We start from the raw sequence: 26,147 nt of genomic DNA, 5'->3' as shown, positions 1-26,147 counted from the left end.
CTATTTACTGGACTTTGGGAGATTCTAAAGGTTTGTCCAACGGGACATTCAGCAAGCGTAAAGATTCCTGCATCACACGGGCAAAGACAGGTGCAGATACCATACCACCATAATAAGACCCTTGCGGATTTTCCACGACCACCACCATAGCAATACGCGGATCACTCACGGGTGCTACACCGGCAAATAAGGCACGGTATTCACTGGTTGAATAGCCTTTACGGTCGGCACGCAATTTATGCGCAGTACCGGTTTTACCTGCAACACGATAACCAGGTACGGTTGCACGGGTTGCTGTACCACCAGGCAGAGTTGCTGTTTCCATCATCAGCAGAACCTGTTCTGCGATTTGTGGATCAATCATCTGCTCGCCCTGTGGCTGTTCTTCTAATTTATACAGGCTTAAAGGCACTTTCACACCTTTGTTCGCCAGCATGGCATAGGCATCAGCCAGTTGCAGCACAGTCGCATTCAGACCATAACCATAGGCCATAGTTGCTACTTCAGATACATTCCATTTACTTGGCGGCAGAATCAAACCGGAACTTTCACCCGGAAATTTCACTGCGGAACGCTGACCAAAACCAAGACGTTTATAGAAAGTCGGTAAAGTTTCATACGGCAGTGACAGAGCTAATTTAGCTACCCCGACGTTTGATGATTTCTGGATAATCCCACCCAACGTCAACTGACCATAGTTATGCGTATCACGAATAGTGTGGTTTCCGACCCGCATACTACCTGGACTCGTATTGATGACCGAATTGGCCGTATATTTCCCGCTCTCTAGAGCCATCGCCACAGTTAGCGGCTTCATGGTTGAACCCGGCTCGAAGGAATCGACAGCGCCACGATTACGCATTGCGTCTTTATTTAATAAGCCATTCTTGTCATTCGGGTTATAAGAGGGCCAAGAAGACATTGCCAGAATTTCACCGGTTTTGACGTCGACTGCAATCGCTGTTGCGGAGCGGGCATTATTGGCGACGCCTGCTGCAGTCAGTTCACGATACATAATGTACTGTAAACGTGAGTCGATACTCAGGGTAATGTTTTCACCTGGCTCAACTTCTTTAATCACTTCCGGTTCTTTAACCCGGTTGCCTTTTTTGTCACGGATAATCTGCTGTTCACCATCCTGACCGGCAAGACGGGTATTCAGCTGCATCTCCAGACCTTCGATCCCAATTCCCTCACTATTGGTCAGACCAATAATCTGGGAGTTTGGCTGGGGCTGAGGATAATAGCGCTTATAGTTTTTCTCGGTATACACACCTTGGAAATTACGCTTCATGATCAGTTCCGCCTGTTGTGGCGGCACTTCTTTTTTCAGGATCAGATAACGTGAACGTGGACGCTCTTCCATCTTTTTGCGCAATTCAGCACGATCCATGCCCACTGCATCAGCCAGCTCATCCAGATTCAGGTTTTTATCTGGGAGCTGGCGTTTTAGTTTACGGCTATTCGGCTCTTTCTGTAGCGCCAGCATGGTTTCATCATAGAGTCTTTTATTATCAAAATAGTCACGTGGGTCAATCACGATTTTCATAATCGGCGTACTGATCGCCAGTGGAATACCATTACGATCATAAATTACGCCACGCATGGCCTTGATGGTATTGGTTCGTAAAATATTGGCATTGGCTTTATTTTGCAGAAAATCCTTATTAATAATCTGCACATAGAAAGCTCGGCCGATTAGTGTCACAAAACACAGCAGCACCACGGCCCACATGATGTAAAAACGGTTGATATAAACATTTAAGGCATTTTTCTCGGTGACGGACTGCTTTTTACGTACCGGTTGCTTCTTTCTCTTGTCTACCATGTTCGAGCACTAGCCTTATTTTTTCTCATCTGAAGGTTGTGGTAAGGAAATCACGACACTCTGTGAAATCGGAGGTGAATACATCCTTAACTGGGTCACTGCACGGGTACCAATCTGCGCGGTCGCACCGAAAGTCTGCTGTTCAATCAGCAAACGTCCCCACTCTGCATTCAGGTCATCCCGTTCGCGCAGATAGGTACTTAGTTTGCGGTTATCCTGACGGTATTCAAAGACTTGGAAGACGACAAATACCGCACTGATGAAGACCATCAATATCAATATGAGGTAAATAATGACTTTTTTCAGCCATAACTTTTCTGTTTTTTTATCAACCACTTCAGTTTTCATGATGTGCCTATTAAGCTAAACGTTCTGCCACGCGCAGCCATGCGCTACGTGAACGAGGATTGGCTTTAACTTCCTCATCACTTGCCTTGACCCGGGCGATTTTCTTTAAACGTCGCGTATCCTTTTGTTGTTGCGGCATTCCCCAGCCTGAATCTTCTTCAAGCGTTGATTCTTTTTGAATAAACTGTTTAATCAACCGGTCTTCTAATGAATGAAAGCTGATCACAGCCAAACGTCCCTCTGGTTTTAAAATTTCAACCGCTTGAGGGAGGAAAGTTTCAATATCTTCTAATTCTTTATTAATAGCAATACGAATTGCCTGGAAAGTTCGGGTGGCAGCATGTTTATTTTTTTCCCATTTTGGATGGGCAACTTTCACAATTTCCGCCAGTTTGGCTGTGGTATCAATATATCCGGCAGCCTTGATCGCTTTGGCTATACGACGACTATAACGCTCTTCCCCATACTGAAAAATCACATTGGCCAGTGCTTCTTCTTCAATATCCACCAGCCATTCTGCTGCAGTCGGACCTTGCGAGTTGTCCATACGCATATCCAGCGGGCCATCTTTCATAAAGCTGAAACCGCGTTCTGCCTGATCCAGCTGCGGTGAAGACACCCCTAAGTCAGCCATCACACCATCTACACTTTCAATACCCTGCTCAGCTAATGCCTGTTTTAAATCAGCGAAGCTGGCATGGATAATTTTAAAACGTGAATCTCCCTGTTCCAGTTCTGCGGCAACAGCCAATGCTTGCGGGTCTTTATCGAAAGCATAGACGCGTGCATTTTCATCTAATTTGGAAAGTAATAAACGTGTATGCCCACCGCGACCAAAGGTTCCATCCACATAAATTCCCGTATTGCGACCAGCCAGTAAGGCATCAATCGTTTCGTGAAGTAATACAGAAATATGTGACATAAAAACTCAATCAATAGGGCGAAAAATTTAACTGCACATTATCACTCTGTTTAGCTAAAGCTCCAAACGACTTTTTGTAGATAAATATTAATTTCTATAGAGAAAACCGTTTTTATTTTTCGACAGCCGATAAAAAAGCCTCCATCGAGGAAGCTTTTTTATATTTTAAATTTATTTTCTAATCAACAGATTAACGCTTCGAGTTATAGATCTGGTCGAAGATTGCGCCATTCACAAAGTGAGTTTTCTGTGCATTGGCCCAGCCACCGAATACTTCATCAATGGTAAAGGTTTTAATTTTTGGGAACTGTGATGAATATTTGGCTAATACTTTCTCATTACGTGGACGGTAGAAATGTCGTGCTGCCATGTCCTGACCAAGTGGAGAGTAAAGATAGTTGATATAACCTTTAGCTAACCATTTATTGCCATTTTTATCTACGGTACGATCTACGATGGCTACAGAGGGTTCAGTCAGAATGGTCAAAGATGGATAAACGATATCAAACTTATTTTTACCGAGAGTTTTTTGTGTTACTAGGGCTTCATTTTCCCAAGTTAACAACACATCACCAATATTACGTTCAGCAAATGTGGTCATCGATGCACGTGCAGCAGAGTCCATCACTTTGACGTTTTTATAAAGCTTGCCGACAAATTCTTGGGCTTTGGCTTTGCTACCACCCGGCTGTTTCTCTGCATAACCCCAAGCTGACAGATAAACCCAACGTGGCAAGCCACCAGTTTTCGGATTTGGTGTAATAATTTCTACACCCGGTTTAGTCAGATCTTTCCAGTCTTTAATTCCTTTGGGGTTATCCTTACGTACCATGAAGACAATCGTTGAAGTATAAGGTGCAGAATTGTGCGGGAACTCTTTTTGCCAGCCTGGCTGGATCTGACCAGATCTTACGATCTCTTCAATATCGTTTGCCAATGCCAAGGTCACCACATCACCTTTTAAACCGTCAACCACAGAACGGGCCTGTTTACCTGAACCGCCGTGAGACTGTTTAAAGTTCACATCAATACCGGTTCGTTTTTTCCAGTAGGCACCAAAAGATTTGTTGAATTCGTCATAGAATTCACGGGTCGCATCATAAGAAACGTTCAGGAATTCACGATCCGCGGCTTGGCTCGCAGTTGCAGTAAATGTCAGACCTGTTGCCAATAAGGCAGCACTAACCAGTGATTTTAATTGAGTTTTCATAAGAGCATCGGGAGATTATCTTCATTAGATATAACTATATGAAATAAAATTATTTTTCGCAATTGAGCAAACAAAGTGCATACAGGGTAATATTTAGTTATTTTTTGTTTTAATTTCATGTTTTATATAATAAAAATATCTAAATTAAAGGCTTATTCTATTTTTATAGCATTTTATGCTTTAGATATAAAAAAAACGGATAATAAATTATCCGCTTTCTACTTATGGTTCAGTAATTAGAATTATTTACGGTTTTCCGCAGAGATTTGATCGTAGATGGCTCCATTCACAAAATGGGTTTTCTGCGCTTTTGCCCAGCCGCCAAAGACTTTATCAATGGTAAAAGTCTGGATTTTTGGGAATTGCGCCGCATATTTTGCTGCTGCTTTAGCATCACGTGGACGGAAGTAATATTTCGCTGCCAGCTCCTGCCCTTTTGGTGAATATAATTGACATACTCCCACCACTTTCGTTTTCACTCAAGTGGGGGATTCTAAAAGCAAAGCTCTTAGGCGACTTCCTCACGGATTTCGCTTGCTTTCTGCTTCTTAGGGCGACCTTTACCGCATCCACCCTCCACAGACAAAACGGCATGTCCTGCCGACAATATATTACGAGATGCGTTTAAATCCGCATTCGCAACATAACCGCATCCGACACACTCAAATTTAGCTTGAGTTTGTCGGTTTTCTTTTGCTACATGACCACATTCACAGCAGGTTTGACTTGTGTACTTCGGATCAACTTTTACAAGTAATCCACCTCGCCATTGTTGCTTATATTCCAACATACTAACGAGCATGCCCCAACCTTGATCTAGGATTGATTTGTTTAAGCCTGACTTAGCTTTTACATTCTTTCCTTGATTTTCGATTGTGCCACTTGCTGACTTCGACATATTTGCTACTTTTAAATCCTCAACAGCAATCATTGCGTGGTTTTTGCTGAGCGTTGTAGTGATTTTTTGCAAGTAGTCATGACGAATATTGGCAATGTGATGATGTAGTTTATTGATTTTAAAATTCAGTTTTTTCCAATTTTGACTAAATTTAACTTTCTTTCTCTGCTTCCGTTGAAGTCTAGCTAATTTAATCTGATTGGTTTTAAAGCTATTGATCGGGTCAAAGACCTGACCATTTGAGGTAGTGATTAATTTCTTAACACCAAGATCAACACCAATCGCTGATTTTGATGGGTGGATCGGCATTTCAGTAAGTTCTGTTTCAGTACAGAATGAAACGTACCAACGTCCTGACACCTTACTGATCGTCACATTTTTTATTGTGCCTAGAATCTCTTGCGACTTCCTGAATTTAATAACACCTACGCCATTAGGGAGTTTGAGTTTATTTCCTTTAACCCAACAGTATTTATCGAATTGTACAAGGCGAATGGAATCATAACCGTCTGATTTTTTCTTAAATCTAGGCATAAGTGGGCGCAACTGAACCTCAGTACCATCAGCCAATTTAAAAAATTTAGGTTTCTTAGGTTTGCGCTTTTTTTCTTTTAGTCGAGCATGTTCTTTAGGGTTGAAAAACTTCCCCCATGCTGATGCAAGATCACGAACTTTTTGTTGAAGTGACACAGCATTTGAATTTCCATCTAAAAAGCTAAACTGAGGATTCTTTTTCAGTGCTGTTATCTTTTTTACTAGATTCACCGCATTAATGTGTTTATTTTGAGCAAACATTTCAAATGAAATTGCTAATATTTGATTCCAAACAAAGCGTGCAGAGCCAACGAGATTATTTAAAATAACCTCTTGCTCGACATTAGGCTCAAGCCTAAATTTATACGCTTTATTGATTTTCATTAATGAGTGTGTATCTGGTAATATGGTGCTGATTCTAACATTTTAGGTATATTTTTTCAATGAGTGAGATATATAAAAACCGACATTCAGCCTTTAATCTTCATGTTCATTTAGTTTTTATAACGAAATATCGAAAAAAAATACTAGGTGAGTTGCATCATAAATATTTCAATGAGTGTGCAACTGAAATATGTAAAGATTTTGATGCTGAATTAAAGGAATGTAATGGTGAATCCGACCATGTTCACATGCTTATTCAGTATCCACCAACGGTACAGTTAAGCAAATTGGTTAATAATTTAAAGTCTGTAACAAGTAGAAGAATGCGAAATGAGTTTTTAGACTTGAGAGGGAATTATACAAAACCTGTTTTATGGTCAAGATCATATTTTGCAGGGTCTTGTGGTGGTGCGCCTTTGGAAATAATCAAACAATATATTCAGAATCAACAAGGTTGAAATTTGTGAAATTCACCTCCACCCTGACTGACGGGTGGAGTCCTCTTTCACTTGGAGATAGTAGAAGTTATTATCTTTTTCATGATGGGCACTCATTGCTAATTTACTCAGCACTATATAAACAAAAAAATTACTTAACAATCATGTGTTTATAATATTTTATCCAATCATATTCTATTTTTGATATATATGCTCACAATTCATTTCGGATACATTTTCCCCTAAAAATTTAATATCCTGCTACAATATAAGACAGTTCTTCACGATCTCTACACAGTTATCTGTTACAAATAGGCAACTTAAATGTGGAAATCCTGAGATTTAGTAATTTTCCACAGAGAAATATTAGTTTTTTGTAAAAAATGTGACTTGGTTCTACTTTTTCATATCTGAATGTGATTAGATTGTAGCCAGTATTATAACAACATTTTTAACAAAACAAGATTAACCAAAGCCAAGGAGGAAGTTTGGATATGAAATTTAAAATATTTACAGCCAGCATCCTAAGTCTTATCACGCTGTTCTCGATTCAACTTGGCCATGCCGTAGTTGTGAAAACAGAGCTACCTAAAGCCTCTGTAAGTGCAATTGAAGTGAAAACCTCACCAATTGAAAAAGCAATTCAGCAACATAAAGCTGATAAAAATGCTTTTCATACTGAGGATGAACTTAAAGCGCTGACTGCGTTCAAATCAAATCCGACTCAAAGCTTTTTTGCAGCTCAAAACTTGCGCTTTACCCGCTTTGTGCAAAGTATCTTTTCTCCGAGCAATTCATAAGACTTAGTTTTAGTTCTCCACATTCGTTATATTTTGCTCATCCTGAAAAGCCGCATCATTCAATGTTGAATAAAGCATTAAGTGATGTGGCTTTTTCGTTATAATAGCTGCAATTTTATATTTAAGATTAGATCCGGTTATGACTGTTCGTACTCGTATTGCACCTTCTCCTACCGGTTTCCCGCATGTGGGAACTGCCTATATTGCCCTGTTCAACCTGTGTTTTGCCAAACAGCACGGTGGCGAATTCATTCTTCGTATTGAAGATACGGATCAGCTGCGTTCTACTCCTGAATCTGAAAAAATGATTCTGGACTCCCTACGCTGGTTAGGCCTGAACTGGTCAGAAGGTCCAGATGTCAGTGGTCCACATGCACCGTACCGTCAGTCAGAACGCATGAGCATCTATAAAAAATACGCAGAAGAACTGGTAGATAAAGGTCATGCCTTCTACTGCTTCGCAACAGCGCAAGAACTGGATGAAATGCGTGCTGAACAGCAGGCTCGTGGCGAAACTCCACGCTATGATGGCCGCGGTCTAAAACTGTCTAAAGAAGAAGTGGCACGTCGTCTGGCAGCTGGTGAACCGCACGTGATCCGTATGAAAGTGCCGACTGAAGGGGTATGTACCTTTAATGACATGCTCCGTGGTGAAGTAGAAATTCCATGGGCGCAAGTCGACATGCAAATTCTGCTAAAAACGGATGGTCTGCCAACTTACCATTTGGCAAACGTGGTTGATGATCACCTGATGCAAATTACGCATGTGATTCGTGGTGAAGAATGGATTCCATCTGCACCGAAACATCAGTTGCTGTACAAATACTTTGGTTGGGACATGCCAGTCCTGTGCCACATGCCTCTACTGCGTAACCCAGACAAATCAAAACTGTCTAAACGTAAGAACCCGACCTCAATTAACTACTACAAAGATATCGGCGTATTGCCAGAAGCATTGCTGAACTATCTAGGCCGTATGGGCTGGTCAATGCCAGATGAGCGTGAAAAATTCACTTTGGCTGAAATGATTGAACACTTTGACATTAACCGTGTCTCTCTGGGTGGTCCTATCTTCGATATTGAGAAACTCAACTGGTTAAATGGCCAATGGATTAAAGCTCTCTCTCCTGCTGAACTGTTAGATACCTTACTGGCTTGGAAAGCAGACCGTGCCAAACTGGAAGAAATCGCTGCTGCAATTCAACCACGGATCAATCTGCTGTCTGAAGCAGTGAACTGGTCAGCGCACTATTTCAACCATTTCCCGACTTTGACTAAAGAACAGTTCGAAAGCAAAAAACTTTCTGAAGAACAAGTGCGTCAAAGCCTGCAATTTGCGATCTGGCGTCTAGAAAGCCTGTTCACCTGGAACAATGACACTGTTAGCCAAACGTTGATGGATCTGGCGAATCAGATGAGCATTAAATTACGTGACTTTATGCCAGCGTTCTTTATTGCGATTGCCGGTTCAACCGCTTCTACCCCAGTCATGCAGACCATGGTCACTATTGGTCCGGATCTAACTTTTGCCCGTCTGCGCCACGCGCTGGAAGTGGTCGGTGCTCCTAGCAAGAAAGAAGTAAAAGCTTGGGAAAAACTGAATGAGAGTCTGAAACTGCCGAAAAATGAAGCAGTTGATCAAGCTTAATTTATTTTTTAGTTGACGTCTAAGCGTTATATCCATAATATAGCGCTCACACAGACTGGGGTCATAGCTCAGTTGGTAGAGCGCTACAATGGCATTGTAGAGGTCAGGAGTTCGATCCTCCTTGACTCCACCAAATAAGTCTTGCTTTACCTGTGTATTTGCCTCATTTGTCCCTATCGTCTAGAGGCCTAGGACATCGCCCTTTCACGGCGGTAACCGGGGTTCGAATCCCCGTAGGGACGCCATATTCAAGATGGCAACATCTTAATAAAAAACCCAAGCATTGTGACTTGGGTTTTTTATTGTCTGTCTGTTTTATATTGGCGGTATTTCGGTTTTTGCGTATCTTCCGATAAAATAATCAGTAATTTAGAATTTTGGAGTAGTAATGCAATATCGTTGCCCTAAATGTCAAAGCCCAAAAATCATGCCCGTTGCTCAGCCAGGTCAACCGGCGGCGCGCCCAGTCGTGCCTAAAAGCCTGATCATGCTGGTGCCTGCCCTGTTTGTATTATTGCTGCTGGTCATCATTAGCATCGCGATGTGGATTTTTGGAGATGGTGCAGGTACGACTTTACAGACCGCTACTGTGATCGTGTTTATTATCTGTCTGATCGCAGGCTTCATGTTCTATAAAGATTTGCCTGATTTTAAAATTTCCATGCAGGCTTTCATGCAAAGCCAAAAGAAATGGAAATGCCGTGAATGCAATCATGAGTGGGAAATCTGATTTCTAGAGTTCACTCATTTTCAAAGCCGAAAAATCTTGCATGTTTATGCAAGATTTTTTTATTAGTAAAACTAAATCTTCTAACCCCTAATATCAAAATGTCGACTAGAACAACAAATTCATATTTCTTCCAATTTGCTTCACTTTTAAAATGAAGTTTTTTTATTTCTACTGCTTGTTTTTGCTCATTAAATACACAAAAATATCAACATGAGACTAAAAGCATGTAATTCATTACCGAAATAAAACCGCTTTATATTGTAGTCTTTAGTGGATAGTTTAATTAATTGTTAATAATGGCAAAGGTGAGGAATAAAAATGCTTAAACTTAAAAAAGTCATACATTTTCTGTTTTCTCATGATGAGCCAACAGGTTCAGAAATGGAAAATTATATTTCTGAAGCAGACACCTATTATCTGGAAGCTGTACAGTTTGAAAAGCTTTGCCATATTTTAAAGCAACGCCAAGCTGAACAATTTCAAATTACGCAGCTAGAGCAGCAAGAAAATTATCAACGCAATGCTTTCTGGAACTACTTAAGTGCAGCAACACGTGGTCACGCCGAAGCGCAATATAGACTGGGTAAACACTTTCTTAAAGGTAGTCTAGGTTTAGATCAGAATTATTTTCATGCTGAGGAATGGCTGAATAAGGCTAAACAGCAAGGTCATTTAAAAGCTGCACAACTGTTATCAAATACTTATAGCCAAATGAGTGTCCAATATTAAAGAAAAAAACCAGCCCGAAAGCTGGTTTTTTTATGCGCTTTGATTAAGCACCAATTTTGCGATATTTCTGACGCTTCGCTGCCAGATCATCGCCATATTTCTTACGGCGATACTCTTCAAACTCGGTATAGTTACCGGTGAAGAATTCTGGAGTCTCATCTTCAAATGACAAGATGTGAGTCGCAATACGGTCCAGGAACCAACGGTCATGCGATACCACCATCACACAGCCCGGGAAGACCAAAATCGCATCTTCTAACGCACGTAAAGTTTCTACGTCCAAGTCGTTTGATGGTTCATCGAGCAGGATTACGTTCGCACCTTGTTGCAGGATTTTCGCAAGTTGTAAACGGTTACGCTCACCACCTGACAATTCACCTACACGTTTTTGCTGATCTTGGCCTTTAAAGTTAAAGCGCCCAATATAAGCACGAGATGCAATTTCGTAATCACCCACTTTCAGGATATCCAGACCGCCAGACACTTCTTCCCAAACGGTTTTATTGTCATCCAGGGTGTCACGAATCTGACCCACATAAGCAACTTTTACAGAATCACCCAAAGTCACTGTACCAGTATCGGGTTGCTGTTCGCCCGTCATCATACGGAACAATGTAGTTTTACCTGCACCGTTTGGACCTACGATACCGACAATCGCTGTTGGTGGTACTGTGAAAGACAAGTCTTTATACAGCAGTTTGTCACCAAACGATTTGCTAATCCCTTCAACTTCAACCACCTTGTTGCCCAGACGCGGACCAGGTGGAATATAGATTTCAGATGTTTCGTTACGTTGCTGGAATTCACGAGAGTTAAGCTCTTCGAAACGCTCCATACGTGCTTTGTTTTTCTTCTGCTGGCCTTTCGCATTTGAACGAACCCATTCAAGTTCTTTTTTCAATGCTTTAGCAAACGATTCTTCCTGCTTGTTCTCTTGTTCTAAACGCGCATTTTTCTGTTCCAGCCAAGAAGAATAGTTACCTTGGTAAGGAATACCATGTCCACGGTCAAGCTCCAGAATCCACTCGGCCACGTTATCAAGGAAGTAACGGTCGTGCGTAATCGCTACGATGGTGCCCGGGAAGTCTTTCAGGAAGCGTTCCAGCCAAGATACAGACTCTGCATCCAAGTGGTTAGTTGGTTCGTCGAGAAGCAGCATGTCTGGTTTAGACAGCAGTAAACGGCACAATGCAACACGACGGCGTTCACCACCTGAAAGCATGGTTACATCTGCATCCCATGCAGGCAGATTTAATGCTGCTGCAGCCTGTTCCAGCTGGTTATTCAGGTTATGCGCATCCCAAGTCTGGATAATTGCTTCCAGTTTTTCCTGCTCTTTTGCTAGTGCATCGAAGTCTGCATCTGGATCTGCATAGTCTGCAAATACCTGATCAAGGCGCTCTAATGCATCAAGTGCTTCACGTACGCCGTCTTCAACGTTGCCACGAACGTCTTTGGTTGGATCAAGTGGTGGTTCTTGCTCGAGGTAACCAATTTTGATACCCGGTTGCGCACGTGCTTCACCAGAGAAATCTTTATCTACGCCCGCCATAATACGAAGCAAAGTAGATTTACCTGCACCGTTCAGACCAAGCACACCAATTTTTGCGCCTGGGAAAAATGATAAGGAGATATCCTTGAGGATTTCGCGCTTTGGCGGAACCATCTTGGACACTCGGTTCATCGTATAAATATATTGGGCCACGTAGGACTCCTCAATTGAAAAACCAAATGGGGGAAGAAACAAACTCCCCCTGCTCAATCATGAGCGAAAAAATAATCGGCTATTATACGCAGAAAGTCTTCAAAACATAAGCCATTCACGTGAAGTTAATGCCTTGTTACAAGTTTAATCCTGTTTATTTTTCAAACAGCATTTCTAACACCTAAACTTGCATTATTTTATTGATGCTATATCGTTAATTAAGATATTCATTTGAATAAATATGCACTTTTCTTCATATTTCAAGTGCTAATATTTGAGCAGTTTCATTACAGCTAAAAACACAAGAAGACCAACGATCATGACTCATAAAGCAGAAACTTTAGCGATTCACGCAGGCTATAGCCCGGAACCTACTACTAAAGCTGTGGCAGTGCCGATTTATCAAACCACCTCATATGCCTTTGACAATACTCAGCACGGTGCCGATCTGTTTGACCTGAAAGTTCAGGGCAATATTTATACCCGCATTATGAACCCTACCACAGCGGTGCTAGAACAACGTATTGCAGCTCTGGAAGGCGGGATTGGTGCACTGGCATTGGCTTCGGGTATGGCTGCGATTACCTATGCGATTCAGACCATTGCTGAAGCAGGTGACAATATTGCTTCGGTGTCTACTTTATATGGCGGCACCTATAACCTGTTTGCACATACCCTGCCTAAACAAGGGATCGAAGTTCGCTTCTTTGATTATCAAGATCCGGAAGCATTACGTGGCCTAATTGATGACAAGACCAAACTGGTTTTTGTGGAATCAATTGGTAACCCGCTGGGTAATATTATTGACCTCGAAGCGATTTCCAAAATTGCCCATGAATATGGCGTACCAGTCATCGTCGACAATACTGTAGCGACACCAGTCCTACAGAAATCTTTTGATTTCGGTGCCGACATCGTGGTGCATTCACTGACCAAATATATTGGTGGTCATGGGAATTCGATTGGCGGCATTATCGTGGATAGCGGTAAATTCCCATGGGGTCAACATGCCGAGCGTTTCCCTGCTCTGAATACACCTGATCCGAGTTATCACGGTGTTAATTATGTTGAAGCTTTAGGTGAAGCGGCGTATATCGCGCGTGCTCGTGTCGTACCTCTGCGTAATACCGGGGCAGCGATCAGCCCGCAAAATGTATTTTTAATTCTGCAAGGCTTGGAAACTTTGAGCCTGCGTATGGAACGTCATACCGAAAATGCGCTGAAGGTTGCAGAATATTTGCAACAACATCCAAAAGTAAAATGGGTCAATTATGCCGGTCTGAAAGATCACCCGCAGCATGCTTTGGCACAAAAATATGTGAAAGGTAAACCGTCTGCCATTCTGACTTTTGGTGTAGAAGGTGGCCGTGAAGGCGGTGCCCGTTTTATCGATGCCCTGCAACTGTTCACCCGTCTGGTCAATATTGGGGATGCTAAGAGTCTCGCCTGTCATCCTGCAACCACCACCCACCGCCAGCTCAATCCTGAAGAGCTCAAATCAGCAGGTGTGAGTGAAGATATGGTTCGCTTATCGATTGGAATTGAACACATTGATGACCTGATTGCGGATCTGGAACAATCTCTTGCAGCAGTTTAAGCGCCATTTTAAAGCAGAAAACTCCAGCAAAAATGCTGGAGTTTTTTTATTTATTTTTTGAATACAATCACTTGCTTTGTGATTTATTTTCATGATAAAAATCAATTGAAACGGCGAACACAATTAGAGCAATTACTCTAATTTTTATTTTATTTTCAATAGTTTAATGTATAGATTTTCTTAAATAATTAGTTATTATATTAGTACTCATCTTCGCTCTTATCTCTTTAGAGCCATCTTTGATTTTTTAATAAAAATAATTTGAACGCAGTCTTCAAATTAGGGATAACAAACGTGAAAACTAGACTACAGAAACAATTGGAAAAACGTATTGCAGGTAAAACTGTTCTCATTACAGGCGCATCCAGTGGTATAGGTTTAACGACGGCACATCAGCTGGCAGATGCTGGCGCACATGTTTTACTGGTCGCGCGTACCAAAGACACCCTAGAACAAGTAAAAAAAGAAATTGAATCCAAAGGCGGTAAAGCTTCGGTATTTCCATGTGATCTCAACAATATGGAATCCATTGATGAAGTGTCCAAACAGATTATTGCTTCAGTCGACCATATCGATATCCTGATTAACAATGCGGGCCGCTCGATTCGCCGTGCAGTGCATGAATCAGTGGATCGTTTTCATGATTTTGAACGTACCATGCAGCTAAATTATTTTGGTGCAGTGCGCCTGGTGATGAATATCCTGCCGCAAATGATGATTCGCCGTGCAGGTCATATCATTAATATCAGCTCGATTGGTGTATTGGCGAACGCCACCCGCTTCTCGGCTTATGTCGCATCTAAAGCGGCACTGGATGCTTTCAGCCGCTGTCTGTCTGCAGAAGTCCATTCACATAAAGTTGCAATCACTTCAATTTATATGCCTTTGGTTCGTACACCAATGATCGCACCGACCAAGATCTATAAATATGTGCCTACCCTGTCTCCGGAACAGGCAGCTGAACTGGTTGCTTATGCGATTGTGAAACGTCCGAAGAAAGTCGCAACCAATTTGGGACGTCTGGCTTCGATTACCTATGCGATTGCACCAGACATCAACAATGTCCTGATGTCGATCGGTTATAACCTGTTCCCAAGCTCTTCAGCATCAGTGGGTCAGCCGCAAAAACTGAACTGGGTGCAAAAGGCCTATGCGCGGATCTTCCCGGGCGAGCATTGGTAATTTCTTCAAGAATATTTCGGCCGCCTAAGGGCGGCTATTTTATTTCTGCACTTTAGAGATTCAACCGCTCAGGTTTATAATCTGAATGTGCCTAACGACACATCCTGTCTTTTCAGGTACAGATTTTTGCCGCAAATGCGACGAGATCACGTACACTATGGACGGATATTTCCTATCCATCTTTTTATATTCTGATTCAATTAATGGAAACCCTTATGAACAACGTGCAATGGCTCGATGAAGTAAAATTTAACGAACAAGGTCTGATCCCTGCCATTGCCCAGCACCATCAAACTGGTCGTGTATTGATGGTCGCCTGGATGAATCGTGAAGCGCTGGCTTTAACTGCTGAAAAAAATCAGGCGGTATATTTCTCCCGTTCACGTAACAAGTTATGGCATAAGGGTGAAGAATCTGGTCATTTCCAGACTGTGCATGAAATCCGTCTGGACTGTGATGCGGACGTGATTATTTTACAGATTGAACAGCATGGTGGTATTGCCTGCCATACCGGCCGTGAATCATGTTTCTATCGTAAACTGACACCGAATGGCTGGGAAATTGTGGATGCACAAATTAAAGATCCAGCAGCAATCTATGGTGAAAAATCAACAAATCCACATACCCTTGCTATGAATGCCTCAACTGCTCAGTCTGAACAGGTTGAAGTATTATCATACTTGGGCGAGATGATGGCAGAGCGTAAGAAAGCTGATCCGGAATCCTCTTATGTGGCCAAGCTGTACCATAAAGGTTTAAACAAGATTCTGGAAAAAGTCGGTGAAGAAAGCTTTGAAACCGTGATCGCGGCTAAAGATTTCAAAACTGAAGCCTCTGAAGACAACAAGAATGACCTGATCTATGAAGTAGCTGATCTGTGGTTCCATACCATTGTCATGCTTGGTTATTTTGACCTTGATCCACAACTGGTCCTGAATGAACTGGCACGCCGTCAGGGTCTATCCGGTCTGGTTGAAAAAGCCAATCGTCAACATTAAGTCGTGAATGAATCTACCTGTGTCTGATCTGCAAAAACCCAAAGCGACCTATGAGCAGGCCACTGCCATTGATAACGCACGTCTGGGAAAATCTTTTAAAGTCATTGCCTATGCGGGCACAGGTAAAACTACGACCCTGCAAATGATCAGTGATGCCATGCCGGAACGGCGCGGCATGTATCTGGCGTTTAATAAATCCATTGCCTCAGAAGCACAAAACAAGTTTCATCGTGGTGTCGACTGCCGTACTTTCCACTCCCTGGCTTTTCGCAGTGTTCCACGTGGAGTCACGGATAAACTACGCCTACCGCGTTTAAGTCCAAGCTTTATTGCCAAAGAATATCGCCTTGAACCGATGACCTTGCGCCGGATGATGGGCGGACGTTATGAAAAATATGTACTGATGCCTTCGCGTCTGGCCAGTCTGGTCGCGAATGCAGTTGGCTATTTCTGCTCAACCAGTTCGCAATATCCCGCCCCGCGACATATTCAGGCACCGAGCTGGCTACACCCAGATGATATTGAAGCATTGCAAAAGAAACTTTATCCAGCAGTTGAACGGCGTTGGTTAGAGTCAATTGATCCCAATCATCAGGCCGGGATTGGGCATGATATTTACCTGAAACTTTGGGCATTGTCTGAGCCCAATATTCCTGCCGACTATGTGCTGTTTGATGAAGCACAGGATGCCGACCCACTGATGCTGGGAATTTTGCTGAAACAGCGTAGCACTCAGGTCATCTATGTCGGCGATGCGCATCAGCAGATTTATGCCTGGCGTGGCGCAGTGAATGCCATGCAGCAGCTGCCGCTACCCGAATCTCGTCTGACCACTTCATTCCGTTTCGGGCCTGAAATTGCGCTGAATGCCAATGCGATTTTGGGAGCATTGAATGAAACCGTGCCCCTACTCGGTAATCCGCACTTAAACTCCAAAGTCGTCAATAAACCGCACACTAAATTACGCGATGCGATTCTATGCCGGACCAATGCGCGTGCTATGGAACTATTACTTGCCGGTTTAGTACGTGGCGATAAAGTCAGCCTGCAAGCGGATCATGTCAAACTGAACCGTTTTGTTGATGCCGCTGCGATGCTGAAACAGGGCAAGCGTGTAGTTGATGTGCCTGAACTGGCTTGGTTTAACTCATGGCATGATGTACACGAATACTGTGAGACCAATGAAGGCAGTGATATCAAGCCTTTAGTCAAACTGGTCGATGAACATGGCACTGATCCCCTGAAAACTGCCCTCGCCAAAATCACCCCAATCGGACAAGCGGACTACATCATCTCTACCGCGCATAAGGCCAAAGGTCTGGAATGGGATCGTGTGCATATTGAAGATGACTACCAGTTCAAGCTGAATGAGAAAGACCATAAAATTAGTGACGAAGAGTTACGTCTGCTTTACGTGGCCTGTACTCGTGCTAAAGTAAGCTTAAATATTCATCACATTTATGACCTCATTCAACAACTGAAAATCAGGATGCCACAGTCACTGCGCCAAGCCGTTGGCTAAGGTAAAACATAGATGTAAAAATCACGCTACAGGTGATCCATGCACATCGAAAAAATACAACTCAAACATGCTCTGCACTTTTCTAATATTCAGCTCGATTTTGATCTGCAAAAATCACCTGTGACTTTAATTCTGGGTGATCAGGGTTCGGGTAAAACCACCTTGCTGCGCTTGAGTTATCAGGCTTTGACCTGGTTTTCTGCACGTTTTCGCGACTTGCGTACCGCAGGTTTAAGTATGCTGGATCAGGATATCCTGCAAAATCGTCTGCAATCCAAAATTGATATCCAGGTGCGTTTTCCTGATGATTTGGGACCATTACCTGAATCAGCACAGGGAGAAGCAGCCCCTGCCCAATCCTGTTCCTGGCAGTTATACAAAACCTTAAATAGTCAGGGAATTGGCTTTGCCAAAGCGGAAACCCAGCAACTCGATACCATGGTGAATCTTTATCAGAAGGCAAGACAACATGACCCTTTGCTCGGCCTGCCTATGGTCGCCTATTATCCGGCTGAACGCTTCGTCAATGAAATCAATTTACTCAGCAAAAATAATCAGGCCATTTTTCAGACTGCGCATGCCTATGAAATTACTGCTATCCCTTTTACGACTTTTGCACGTTTCTTTGAATGGTTTCGTGAAATCAGTGATATCGAAAATGCACAAAGTGCCAAGATCATTGACCAGATTCTAGATCAGGCGCTACAGCAATCGGATGATATACAGGCAGATCAGCTGGTCCAGCAAATTGAAAAAGCTAAAGCACATATGCATACACCGAGCCTGACTGCCTTGCGTGAAGCTTTATCCATTGTACTACCAGAACTTAGCCAGATTTATCTGGACTACCAGCCCAAGCTGCAATTGATGGTGCGTTATCAGGATCACACCTTTAGCTTTCAGCAGTTGTCGAGCAGTATCCGGAACTGGATTGCACTGGTGGGAGATGTTGTACGGCGCCTTTGTCTGCTTAATCCGCACAGCTTATTTCCCTGTCAGGAAGGTACTGGCATTTTACTGATTGATGAAATTGATCATCAACTGGATCAGGACATGGCCGCCGTCATTTTACCGCGTCTGCATCAGGCGTTTCCTAACTTGCAGATTATTGTGACTGGAAACCGGCCGGAATTGCTGGAGCAGGCTCAGGATTTTCAGTGTCTAAAACTGGAAAATAAACAGGTGCATCCCATCCATCTAAATCCAATGCAGGTTCAGTATGATCATTTTTATGCAGAGTTGCCGCTTGAGATGAGCCAAAATCATTCAGATATAGAAAAAGTTGAAGATGCACTTCAGGAACCAGAAATAGTCAACTTGACGGCTCAGTCTGTTTTGCAACTGATTCAGGAACAGCTAAGCACAGAACAGCAGCAAGAACTTTTACAACTGTTGAGTCAGGATAATTCACAAAGCCTGCCTCAATCTTCTTAACTAGTGCTGAAACGATAATGCAATTTAAAAATTAAAATCAGGATGCAAGAATAGGTTTTGATTTTCTGCATTCCTGATCAAGAAGTTATAAATTTTTATCAATAAATGCAGGGAGTTTGATCTTTATTTTCGGTCAAATTTGTACGAGATGTTCAAGCATGCACCCCATATCAAAACCAAGCTTACGTATAATCTACAAGTTCTACATAAAAACATTGATGTTGTGGTTATCCTGTAATATGATCGGTTTTACTTGCAATTTTCGTTGTAAAATCGGAATTTGCTATCGTTTATAAGTTGCGCAATACAACTGTTTTATTCTGTTTGAATATCATTCTGGCTTTCAAGATCGAGAAGTTTTGGGTCGCTCTTTGCGGTCCTGTAATCCTTGAAAGATAAAGATTCACCCTAGGTTGACCTTAACCTATATCACGACAATGGATACGAGTGTGCTGCCAATTATTATATTGTTACCGTTAGTATTAGGCACAACCCTTGTCTCGTGGCTGAAGCAATTTTCACGCGGGGTAACGGCTTTAGGAGCAATTGCCGTCAGCCTCAGCAGTTTCTTATTACTGTTGAGTCAGGCGCCTGCTGTATTTAATGGAACGGTAATTACCCAGACCTGGTCCTGGCTACCCCAGCTTGGAATCGACTTCAGTTTCCGGCTGGATGCTTTGGGCATGCTGTTTGCTCTGCTGATTAGTGGAATTGGTACCCTGATTTATATCTATGCCTATTACTATCTCAGTCCTAAAAACTCCCTGAGTAAACTCTATTTCCTGCTGATGCTGTTTATGGCAGCGATGCTCGGTATTTCATTGTCTAATAATCTTCTGATTCTCCTGATTTTCTGGGAACTCACCAGTATTTCTTCCTTCCTGCTAGTTGGTTACTGGAGCAATTACGAAGCGGCCCAACGCGGCTCACGCATGGCTCTAACCATTACCGGCATGGGCGGCTTATCTATGCTGGGTGGTTTTATTCTGCTCGGACAGATGACGGGTACCTATCAGATTGACCAGATCCTGATGATGGGCGAACAGATTCAGGCACATGCCCTATTTGTACCGACATTATTATTAATTTTACTCGGTGCTTTTACCAAAAGTGCGCAGTTCCCGTTTCACTTCTGGTTACCAAATGCCATGGCAGCACCGACGCCGGTGTCTGCCTATCTGCACTCTGCCACCATGGTCAAAGCGGGCCTGTTTTTAGTCGCACGTTTATTGCCGATTTTTGCAGGCGCGGCACTGTTCCATAATATTGTTACTTTTATCGGGTTATTTACCCTGTGTGTGGCAGCGTTCTTTGCCATCTTTAAAGAAGATCTGAAAGGTCTGTTGGCCTATTCAACTATTAGCCACTTGGGCCTGATCATGTGTTTGCTGGGTATTGGCTCACCACTGGCCGTGGCAGCAGCAATTTTCCATATCATTAACCATGCAACCTTTAAAGCTGCCCTATTCATGATTGCCGGGATCATTGACCATGAATCCGGTACTCGTGATCTGCGAAAATTGTCTGGTCTTTGGCAAATGCTGCCTTTTACCGCAACACTGACCATGATCACCGCCGCCTCCATGGCTGGTATTCCATTAACCAATGGTTTCTTGTCCAAGGAAATGTTCTTTACCGAACTGGTCGCAAACTTAAGTGGCCCAGTCATGGTCGGTGCTGCTATTGCAGGAACACTGGCCGGGATTTTCGCTGTCGCCTATTCGATTCGCCTGGTACATGGCGTGTTTTTTGATGGTCCGTTAGGCCAGCAAGTCCCAAATAAAGCTGCGCATGAGCCGCCATTTGGTATGCGTGCACCGGCTATCTTACTGGCTTTTCTGTGTATTGCAGTTGGTCTGCTACCAGGATTACTGGTCGAAAAGATTGTAAATAGCACCACACAAGCGTCAACCCAGAATTTCGCCTTTGAAGGCACTCACCTCGCCCTTTGGCACGGTATTAATCTGCCTTTGGTGATGAGTATCATCGCGATATTCGGCGGTGCAATTTTCTATTTTGCACTGGCCAAAGGCGGCGCAATTCGGGAAATTGATCTGGATCCGAAACTGGGCAAACTGCAAGGTCGTGTACTGTTTGATCTGTTCCTGAAAAATCTGTTACTGAATTCAAGACGTTTCCGCCGTGCGACTGAAAATGGCAAACTGCAAAGTTATATTTTGTGGACGGTGCTGTTTACCATTGGTCTGGTGGGCTATCCACTCGTCGTCAATGGGATCGACACCGGTAGCCGCGAACTGACCCATGCACCAGTTCTGGCCATCGTTCTATGGTTACTGCTGTTCTCAGCCTGCTGGATGATGCTGTGGTTCCATCATGAACGGATTAAAGCCATCCTGATCAGCGGTGCGGTCGGTCTGGTCGTCACCATGGTTTTCATTGGTTTTTCAGCACCCGATCTGGCTTTGACCCAGATTACAGTCGATGTAGTAACGACGGTTCTGCTACTAATGAGCCTGTCACTCCTGCCACAATTAACGCCTTATGAATCCAGCCCGACCCGACGCTGGCGAGATGCAGTGATTGCAGTCTGCGGAGGTCTAGGAATTGCAACAGTTGCCTGGCTAGTTATGACACGTGACCATAATTCAATTTCCTGGTTCTTCATCCAACAATCGATTCCGCTTGGTGGCGGTACAAACGTCGTCAATGTAATTCTGGTCGATTTCCGTGGTTTCGATACCTTTGGCGAGATTACCGTACTCGGGATTGCCGCCATTGGGGTACTAAGTCTGATGGATGGTATGCGTGCTCATGGCACCACCATTACCCAAGGCCTGACTTACCGTTTTAACCCCTCCCCTTTGATGCTAAGAATTACTGCATCATGGATTTTGCCGGTAGCACTGGTGGTTAGTCTGTATATCTTTATGCGCGGCCATAATCTTCCGGGTGGCGGTTTTATTGCCGGTCTGGTCACCTCATTGGCTTTGATCATTCAATACGTTGCCATTGGTCAGGATCATGCAGAAAAAATGCTGGGAGCTAAATCTGGACGTCTCTATGAAATCTGGATTGGCGTCGGCCTGACTATTGCTGGCCTGACTGGCATCGCAGCCTGGTTCTGGTCACGTCCTTTCCTGACCAGTGCCCATATTCATGTCCATCCGCCATTACTTGGCGATATGCATCTGGCTTCTGCTGCACTATTTGATGTCGGTGTCTATGTCACCGTAGTCGGTGCGACCATGCTGATGATTTCCGTTCTGGGTGACTCCCGTCACTCAAGTATGACTGGCCCAGTACCAAGAGGATAATAGAATGATTAGTTTAGAACTTTTATTAGCCTCAGCAATTGGCCTACTCACTGCCACCGGGATCTATCTGATTCTGCGGGCACGTACCTTTCCGGTGGTCCTCGGACTGGCCATGATTGGTTATGCAGTGAACCTGTTTTTATTTGCCATGGGCCGTATTCAGATGAATTCACCTGCAGTACTCACCGAAACCACGCAGGTCACCGATCCTTTACCTCAGGCCTTGGTTTTAACCGCAATTGTAATCGGTTTTGCCACCACCGCCTTTATTGTACAGCTGGCCTTACGTAGCCGTTATGAATCAGGAACAGATCACGTTGATTCCAAAGAAGAGATACCGCAACATGACCCACGTGAGGATGAGCCGTAATGACTGATCTTCTCAACTTCTTGAATCAACACACCCCTATTTTCAGTATTCTTTTACCGGCTTTTACTGCCTTTATTCTAGTACTGTTGGGTAACCCAGGTTCTGGTTCTCTGATTACCGACTGGCGTCAGCCTTGGCGTCGTGGCGTGAGTCATATTTCGACCCTATTGGGTTTGATTATGGCGATTGGCTATCTGATCAATAGCAGCCAAGGGCAAATTAGTGTCTACACTTTAAGTGAATGGGCCGCCCCTTTTGGTATTGTGCTGGTCCTGGACCAGCTCTCTGCCTTGATGCTGGTACTGACCTATACACTCGCTTTGCCAATCGTTTGGTATGCCAGCAAAGAATGGGATATTCGCGGGCGTTATTTCCATGCCATGGTCCATTTTCTATTAATGGGGCTTAGTGGTGCCTTCCTGACCGGTGACTTGTTTAACCTGTTCGTGTTCTTCGAGATCCTGTTAATGGCATCCTATGTCCTGCTTTTGCATGGGCAAGGCAAGGCACGCTTTCAGCTCGGTGTGCATTATGTGGCTATTAACCTGCTTGCTTCTGCCATGTTCCTGATCGGACTCGGGATGATTTATGGCAGTGTCGGCAGCCTGAATATGGCTGATGTTGCTCGTCTGATGCCAACTTTGGCAGACGATGAACATAAGCTGGCCGTTGCAGGCGGATTGATGCTATTTGTGGTGTTCGGGATCAAGGCAGCCATGTTACCGGTAGGCCTGTGGCTTCCTAAAACGTATGCTGTTGCCACTACTCCAGTGGCTGCCCTGTTTACCATCATGACCAAAGTCGGGATCTACGCGATTATCCGCGTCAATGGCACCGTATTTGATGATGAATACAGCCATCAGATCCTGATGAACTGTCTGCTGGCCATTGGTGTGATTACATCACTCTATGGTGCATTCGGTGCCATTGGGACTGAACGTCTACGCCGTTTTGTCGGCTTTATGATCCTGTCTTCAGTCGGCACCATTCTGATTGCGATTGCCATGAACAGTACCCAAGCCTGGGCAGGTGCCTTGTACTATATGGTGCACAGTACCCTGATTGGCGCAGCGTTTTATATCCTGTGTGGCTGGATTACCTCACAACGCGGTGAATTTAAAGATCACTTTAAAATTGCCCCACAGATGAAACAGAATAAGCTGGTTTCTATTGTGTATTTCATCATTGCCTTGATGATGGCCGGCTTGCCACCTTTCAGTGGCTTCTTCGGTAAAGTGTTTATCCTGCAAGCTTCAGGACAGTCTGAACATCAAATGCTGATTATCTTTACGGTTCTACTGGTCAGCTTACTAAGTATTCTGGCTTTTACCCGGGTTGGTTTTATTCTGTTCTGGCGTTCAAGCCGACCAGAACAGGATGAAAATTCTGAAGAATTCAGCAAATATGAATCCTTGCCCAGCAAGGCACCAGCACGGAATGACCGGGTTATTTATCTATTATTGCTCAGTCTGACAGCCTACGTTGTTTTTGCTGCACCGATTTATCAATATAATTATCAGACCGCAGTACAGATTAAAACCAATCCGATTTATGAAGCAGCACTGTTAAAACGTGATGCTGAAGGCAAGTTCATCAGTGTTCAGCCATTTGATCCGGGTTATTTACCAGAAACCAAATACGGTGGTGAAACGCCTGATCCAAATGCGCACCTGATTCCTTATGTCATTTCAGAAAATACCTTAAATGGCGATCATATTTCTGAATTTAAACAGCGTCAGATTGATAAGCAGTATATTGAACAGAACAAATACGACGACAATCAACTTAAACCGGCGGAGGGACTTTAATGGCTGAATCATTACTTCAACGCTGGTTCCCACATCCTTTCGTTTCGGTCATTGTGGCGATGAGCTGGATCATGCTGGCCCATAATATGGAAGCCGGCACACTCCTTATGTCAATATTTCTGGCGATCTTGATTCCGAGAATGGTCGCCCCTTTTATTGATTACACACCGAATATCCGGTGGGTGCCAGCGATGCGCCTGTTTTGGGTCGTTGTTTGGGACATCATTGTCGCTAATATTAAAGTCGCGATTTTAGTACTGGGACCGACCAAAAATCTGCATCCCAAATGGTTTCGGGTACCGCTAGATACCGAACATGAAGAAGTGAATACGTTGCTGGCAATGATTATTACCACGACACCAGGTACAGTCTCTGCGGGGATTGATCAGGACCGTGGCGATATTCTGGTGCATGCCTTAAGCACGGATGATGAAGAGGCCGAAATTGAAACTATTAAACAGCGCTATGAACAACCATTGATTAAAATTTTTAGCGCACAATCAGGAGCTGAAGCATGACCATTCTGCCATATGCATTGCTGATTTGTCTGGGTGCTGTCACGATCTCCATGTTACTGTGTCTGATCCGGCTGGTTATGGGCCCATCAATCGTCGACCGTTTGCTGGCACTGGACACCCTATTTTTAAATGCAACCTGTCTGGTGGTGATTCTGGGAATCTACTGGAGCAGCACTTTCATGTTTGAAGGTGCCCTACTGGTGGCCATGCTGGGCTTTGTTTCTACCGCTGCCCTTGCCCGCTATTTCACCACTGGACATGTCATCGACTAGGAGTTTTTAAATGCCTTTAATTTTAGAAATACTAGTTTCGATTTTTTTATTGATTGGCGCGTTTTTTATGCTGGTGGGTGGCATTGGGATGATACGTCTACCCGACCTTTTTATGCGTCTGCATGCACCGACTAAATCCAGTACCTTAGGCCTGGGAAGCTTTCTGATCGCTTCTATTATTTTTTCGGCTATCTATGGTCGTTTAGGTTTTGCTGAAGTACTGATTACCCTGTTTGCCTTCATTACTGCACCGGTATCTGCCAACCTGATGGCGCAAGCGGCCTTGCATTTACGTTTGCGCTCGATGAGTGGTGAAGTGCCAGAAACACTAGAACGTCCATTGCCTTGGCAGAAAACCCGCCGTCGTGCATTTTATGAAAAGAAAATGAATGACCAGGATTCAAAGTAATAGTTAGCCAGTTTTACTTAAAAAGTTTAGCAATAAAAAAGCCACCCTAAGGTTAATGCCAGTCAGTTAAGCAGACATTAGAAAAATGTAGTAAAAATGAGTGTATGCCAATACGCTCATTTTTTTATGACTTTATCTGAAAATTTAGATTGTACTCTTCAACATTCTCTACCTTCACTTAGCCATTTCAGTGAATTCATTGATTTAAATTGGATTGAAGAGAGCCTGCGTCAAACAGGTAAGGCTTCTATCAGGAGAAGAAAATTACCTGCCGAACATGTGGTATGGCTGGTGATTGGGCTTGCCCTGTTTCGAGATCAACCGATCGGGTATGTGGTAGAGCAACTAAAACTTGTGTTTGGTACCACAGAATATTGCGTTCCCAGTGCAGCAGTACAAGCACGACAACGCTTAGGGCGAGAGCCCTTGAATGCCTTGTTTTCTCTACTCAGCCAAGCCTGGTTTGAAGAATCCCAACAGCAATACTCAAACTTTCATGGCCTTAGTGTATGTGCTGTTGACGGGGTGGTTTGGTCTATGCCTTATACAGATGAGAATTTTGCACACTTTGGCTCATCTAAGGGTAAAA

At 43.6% G+C, this 26,147-nt stretch carries 23 protein-coding genes, 2 tRNA genes and 1 pseudogene; 19 read left to right on the top strand and 7 right to left on the bottom strand.

The features are described 5' to 3' along the window. Nucleotides 1-4: 4 nt before the first annotated feature. The 6 genes and pseudogenes from ftsI to FTV14_RS07990 form a co-directional block, all read right to left on the bottom strand. Entirely contained in the window at nucleotides 5-1,828 is a 1,824-nt protein-coding gene (gene ftsI / locus FTV14_RS08015) for a penicillin-binding protein PBP3 (RefSeq protein WP_166139556.1), read from the bottom strand. Nucleotides 1,829-1,843: 15 nt separating this feature from the next. Next, complete coding sequence (ftsL, locus tag FTV14_RS08010; protein ID WP_159122699.1) at nucleotides 1,844-2,176, bottom strand: cell division protein FtsL; 333 nt, start codon at nucleotides 2,174-2,176, stop codon at nucleotides 1,844-1,846. Between the two features lie 10 nt (nucleotides 2,177-2,186). Continuing rightward, entirely contained in the window at nucleotides 2,187-3,098 is a 912-nt protein-coding gene (rsmH, locus tag FTV14_RS08005) for a 16S rRNA (cytosine(1402)-N(4))-methyltransferase RsmH (RefSeq protein WP_034702209.1), read from the bottom strand. 190 nt (nucleotides 3,099-3,288) lie between these two features. Beyond that, nucleotides 3,289-4,308 (bottom strand): sulfate ABC transporter substrate-binding protein, encoded by a 1,020-nt coding sequence (locus FTV14_RS08000; protein WP_159122700.1) that lies wholly within the window; start codon nucleotides 4,306-4,308, stop codon nucleotides 3,289-3,291. Nucleotides 4,309-4,550: 242 nt separating this feature from the next. Beyond that, nucleotides 4,551-4,757 (bottom strand): annotated as a pseudogene (locus FTV14_RS07995) (sulfate ABC transporter substrate-binding protein); the annotation flags it as partial. 59 nt (nucleotides 4,758-4,816) lie between these two features. Then, nucleotides 4,817-6,124: an RNA-guided endonuclease TnpB family protein gene (locus FTV14_RS07990; RefSeq protein ID WP_131260640.1), complete on the bottom strand. Its 1,308-nt coding sequence runs from the start codon at nucleotides 6,122-6,124 to the stop codon at nucleotides 4,817-4,819. Nucleotides 6,125-6,183: 59 nt separating this feature from the next. Here FTV14_RS07990 and tnpA point away from each other — a divergent pair, with 59 nt between their 5' ends. From tnpA to FTV14_RS07955, 7 genes are all read left to right on the top strand, one after another. Next, nucleotides 6,184-6,582 carry an IS200/IS605 family transposase gene (gene tnpA, locus FTV14_RS07985; protein ID WP_004970281.1) on the top strand — a complete coding sequence of 133 codons (399 nt, stop codon included), beginning with the start codon at nucleotides 6,184-6,186 and terminating at the stop codon, nucleotides 6,580-6,582. A gap of 473 nt (nucleotides 6,583-7,055) precedes the next feature. Then, nucleotides 7,056-7,361 (top strand): hypothetical protein, encoded by a 306-nt coding sequence (locus tag FTV14_RS07980; RefSeq protein ID WP_159122701.1) that lies wholly within the window; start codon nucleotides 7,056-7,058, stop codon nucleotides 7,359-7,361. A 139-nt stretch (nucleotides 7,362-7,500) separates the two neighbouring features. Next, the gene (gene gltX, locus FTV14_RS07975) at nucleotides 7,501-9,009 is read left to right on the top strand and encodes a glutamate--tRNA ligase (protein ID WP_159122702.1); all 1,509 of its coding nucleotides are present in this window, start codon (nucleotides 7,501-7,503) and stop codon (nucleotides 9,007-9,009) included. 57 nt (nucleotides 9,010-9,066) lie between these two features. Beyond that, nucleotides 9,067-9,142: transfer RNA gene (locus tag FTV14_RS07970), tRNA-Ala, on the top strand. 36 nt (nucleotides 9,143-9,178) lie between these two features. Next, nucleotides 9,179-9,254, top strand: a tRNA-Glu gene (locus FTV14_RS07965). Nucleotides 9,255-9,397: 143 nt separating this feature from the next. Further along, entirely contained in the window at nucleotides 9,398-9,739 is a 342-nt protein-coding gene (locus FTV14_RS07960) for a hypothetical protein (RefSeq protein ID WP_004787163.1), read from the top strand. A 318-nt stretch (nucleotides 9,740-10,057) separates the two neighbouring features. Then, on the top strand, nucleotides 10,058-10,468 hold the full coding sequence (locus FTV14_RS07955; RefSeq protein ID WP_159122703.1) for an SEL1-like repeat protein: 411 nt from the start codon (nucleotides 10,058-10,060) through the stop codon (nucleotides 10,466-10,468). Between the two features lie 43 nt (nucleotides 10,469-10,511). Here FTV14_RS07955 and ettA read toward each other — a convergent pair whose 3' ends face one another. Further along, complete coding sequence (gene ettA / locus FTV14_RS07950; protein ID WP_005233568.1) at nucleotides 10,512-12,173, bottom strand: energy-dependent translational throttle protein EttA; 1,662 nt, start codon at nucleotides 12,171-12,173, stop codon at nucleotides 10,512-10,514. Nucleotides 12,174-12,492: 319 nt separating this feature from the next. Here ettA and FTV14_RS07945 point away from each other — a divergent pair, with 319 nt between their 5' ends. The 12 genes from FTV14_RS07945 to FTV14_RS07890 all read left to right on the top strand — a co-directional run. Then, nucleotides 12,493-13,770, top strand: a complete 1,278-nt coding sequence (locus FTV14_RS07945; protein ID WP_180016608.1) for a bifunctional O-acetylhomoserine aminocarboxypropyltransferase/cysteine synthase — start codon at nucleotides 12,493-12,495, stop codon at nucleotides 13,768-13,770. Between the two features lie 294 nt (nucleotides 13,771-14,064). After that, nucleotides 14,065-14,952: an SDR family NAD(P)-dependent oxidoreductase gene (locus tag FTV14_RS07940; RefSeq protein ID WP_034169744.1), complete on the top strand. Its 888-nt coding sequence runs from the start codon at nucleotides 14,065-14,067 to the stop codon at nucleotides 14,950-14,952. A gap of 215 nt (nucleotides 14,953-15,167) precedes the next feature. Beyond that, on the top strand, nucleotides 15,168-15,950 hold the full coding sequence (hisIE, locus tag FTV14_RS07935) for a bifunctional phosphoribosyl-AMP cyclohydrolase/phosphoribosyl-ATP diphosphatase HisIE (RefSeq protein WP_159122705.1): 783 nt from the start codon (nucleotides 15,168-15,170) through the stop codon (nucleotides 15,948-15,950). A gap of 19 nt (nucleotides 15,951-15,969) precedes the next feature. Continuing rightward, on the top strand, nucleotides 15,970-17,472 hold the full coding sequence (locus tag FTV14_RS07930; protein ID WP_034590271.1) for an AAA family ATPase: 1,503 nt from the start codon (nucleotides 15,970-15,972) through the stop codon (nucleotides 17,470-17,472). A gap of 39 nt (nucleotides 17,473-17,511) precedes the next feature. Next, a complete protein-coding gene (locus FTV14_RS07925; protein ID WP_180016609.1) occupies nucleotides 17,512-18,906 on the top strand; it encodes an AAA family ATPase in 1,395 nt (464 codons plus the stop codon). A gap of 437 nt (nucleotides 18,907-19,343) precedes the next feature. After that, nucleotides 19,344-22,181, top strand: coding sequence for a monovalent cation/H+ antiporter subunit A (locus FTV14_RS07920; RefSeq protein WP_180016638.1), 2,838 nt, complete (start codon nucleotides 19,344-19,346; stop codon nucleotides 22,179-22,181). A 4-nt stretch (nucleotides 22,182-22,185) separates the two neighbouring features. Continuing rightward, nucleotides 22,186-22,551 carry a Na+/H+ antiporter subunit C gene (locus FTV14_RS07915; protein WP_034169749.1) on the top strand — a complete coding sequence of 122 codons (366 nt, stop codon included), beginning with the start codon at nucleotides 22,186-22,188 and terminating at the stop codon, nucleotides 22,549-22,551. Continuing rightward, complete coding sequence (locus FTV14_RS07910) at nucleotides 22,551-24,359, top strand: monovalent cation/H+ antiporter subunit D (protein ID WP_180016610.1); 1,809 nt, start codon at nucleotides 22,551-22,553, stop codon at nucleotides 24,357-24,359. Before FTV14_RS07915 ends, FTV14_RS07910 begins: the two co-directional genes overlap by 1 nt. Beyond that, nucleotides 24,359-24,877 carry a Na+/H+ antiporter subunit E gene (locus tag FTV14_RS07905; protein WP_034169751.1) on the top strand — a complete coding sequence of 173 codons (519 nt, stop codon included), beginning with the start codon at nucleotides 24,359-24,361 and terminating at the stop codon, nucleotides 24,875-24,877. The genes FTV14_RS07910 and FTV14_RS07905 overlap by 1 nt, the downstream gene beginning before the upstream one ends. Beyond that, nucleotides 24,874-25,149 (top strand): monovalent cation/H+ antiporter subunit F, encoded by a 276-nt coding sequence (locus FTV14_RS07900; protein ID WP_004787192.1) that lies wholly within the window; start codon nucleotides 24,874-24,876, stop codon nucleotides 25,147-25,149. Before FTV14_RS07905 ends, FTV14_RS07900 begins: the two co-directional genes overlap by 4 nt. 10 nt (nucleotides 25,150-25,159) lie before the next feature. Continuing rightward, nucleotides 25,160-25,558 carry a Na+/H+ antiporter subunit G gene (locus FTV14_RS07895; protein ID WP_005233541.1) on the top strand — a complete coding sequence of 133 codons (399 nt, stop codon included), beginning with the start codon at nucleotides 25,160-25,162 and terminating at the stop codon, nucleotides 25,556-25,558. 126 nt (nucleotides 25,559-25,684) lie between these two features. Beyond that, the coding region (locus FTV14_RS07890; protein WP_180053742.1) for a transposase domain-containing protein at nucleotides 25,685-26,147 on the top strand (463 nt) is incomplete at its 3' end.

This window comes from Acinetobacter sp. YH12236 (genome assembly GCF_013417645.1).
Classification (GTDB): domain Bacteria; phylum Pseudomonadota; class Gammaproteobacteria; order Pseudomonadales; family Moraxellaceae; genus Acinetobacter.
Note: the sequence above shows the minus strand (reverse complement) of the source record. Positions and strands in the feature narration are given on the sequence as shown.

Bases quoted from the DNA above. Each gene is read 5' to 3' on its own strand.
- FTV14_RS07990 (WP_131260640.1), bottom strand. From the start codon at position 6,124: ATGAAAATCAATAAAGCGTATAAATTTAGGCTTGAGCCTAATGTCGAG.
- FTV14_RS07900 (WP_004787192.1), top strand. From the start codon at position 24,874: ATGACCATTCTGCCATATGCATTGCTGATTTGTCTGGGTGCTGTCACG.
- FTV14_RS07945 (WP_180016608.1), top strand. From the start codon at position 12,493: ATGACTCATAAAGCAGAAACTTTAGCGATTCACGCAGGCTATAGCCCG.
- hisIE (WP_159122705.1), top strand. From the start codon at position 15,168: ATGAACAACGTGCAATGGCTCGATGAAGTAAAATTTAACGAACAAGGT.
- FTV14_RS07910 (WP_180016610.1), top strand. From the start codon at position 22,551: ATGACTGATCTTCTCAACTTCTTGAATCAACACACCCCTATTTTCAGT.
- FTV14_RS07960 (WP_004787163.1), top strand. From the start codon at position 9,398: ATGCAATATCGTTGCCCTAAATGTCAAAGCCCAAAAATCATGCCCGTT.
- gltX (WP_159122702.1), top strand. From the start codon at position 7,501: ATGACTGTTCGTACTCGTATTGCACCTTCTCCTACCGGTTTCCCGCAT.
- FTV14_RS08000 (WP_159122700.1), bottom strand. From the start codon at position 4,308: ATGAAAACTCAATTAAAATCACTGGTTAGTGCTGCCTTATTGGCAACA.
- FTV14_RS07915 (WP_034169749.1), top strand. From the start codon at position 22,186: ATGATTAGTTTAGAACTTTTATTAGCCTCAGCAATTGGCCTACTCACT.
- FTV14_RS07980 (WP_159122701.1), top strand. From the start codon at position 7,056: ATGAAATTTAAAATATTTACAGCCAGCATCCTAAGTCTTATCACGCTG.
- FTV14_RS07905 (WP_034169751.1), top strand. From the start codon at position 24,359: ATGGCTGAATCATTACTTCAACGCTGGTTCCCACATCCTTTCGTTTCG.
- rsmH (WP_034702209.1), bottom strand. From the start codon at position 3,098: ATGTCACATATTTCTGTATTACTTCACGAAACGATTGATGCCTTACTG.
- FTV14_RS07920 (WP_180016638.1), top strand. From the start codon at position 19,344: ATGGATACGAGTGTGCTGCCAATTATTATATTGTTACCGTTAGTATTA.
- FTV14_RS07895 (WP_005233541.1), top strand. From the start codon at position 25,160: ATGCCTTTAATTTTAGAAATACTAGTTTCGATTTTTTTATTGATTGGC.
- FTV14_RS07955 (WP_159122703.1), top strand. From the start codon at position 10,058: ATGCTTAAACTTAAAAAAGTCATACATTTTCTGTTTTCTCATGATGAG.
- tnpA (WP_004970281.1), top strand. From the start codon at position 6,184: ATGAGTGAGATATATAAAAACCGACATTCAGCCTTTAATCTTCATGTT.
- ftsL (WP_159122699.1), bottom strand. From the start codon at position 2,176: ATGAAAACTGAAGTGGTTGATAAAAAAACAGAAAAGTTATGGCTGAAA.
- FTV14_RS07925 (WP_180016609.1), top strand. From the start codon at position 17,512: ATGCACATCGAAAAAATACAACTCAAACATGCTCTGCACTTTTCTAAT.
- ftsI (WP_166139556.1), bottom strand. From the start codon at position 1,828: ATGGTAGACAAGAGAAAGAAGCAACCGGTACGTAAAAAGCAGTCCGTC.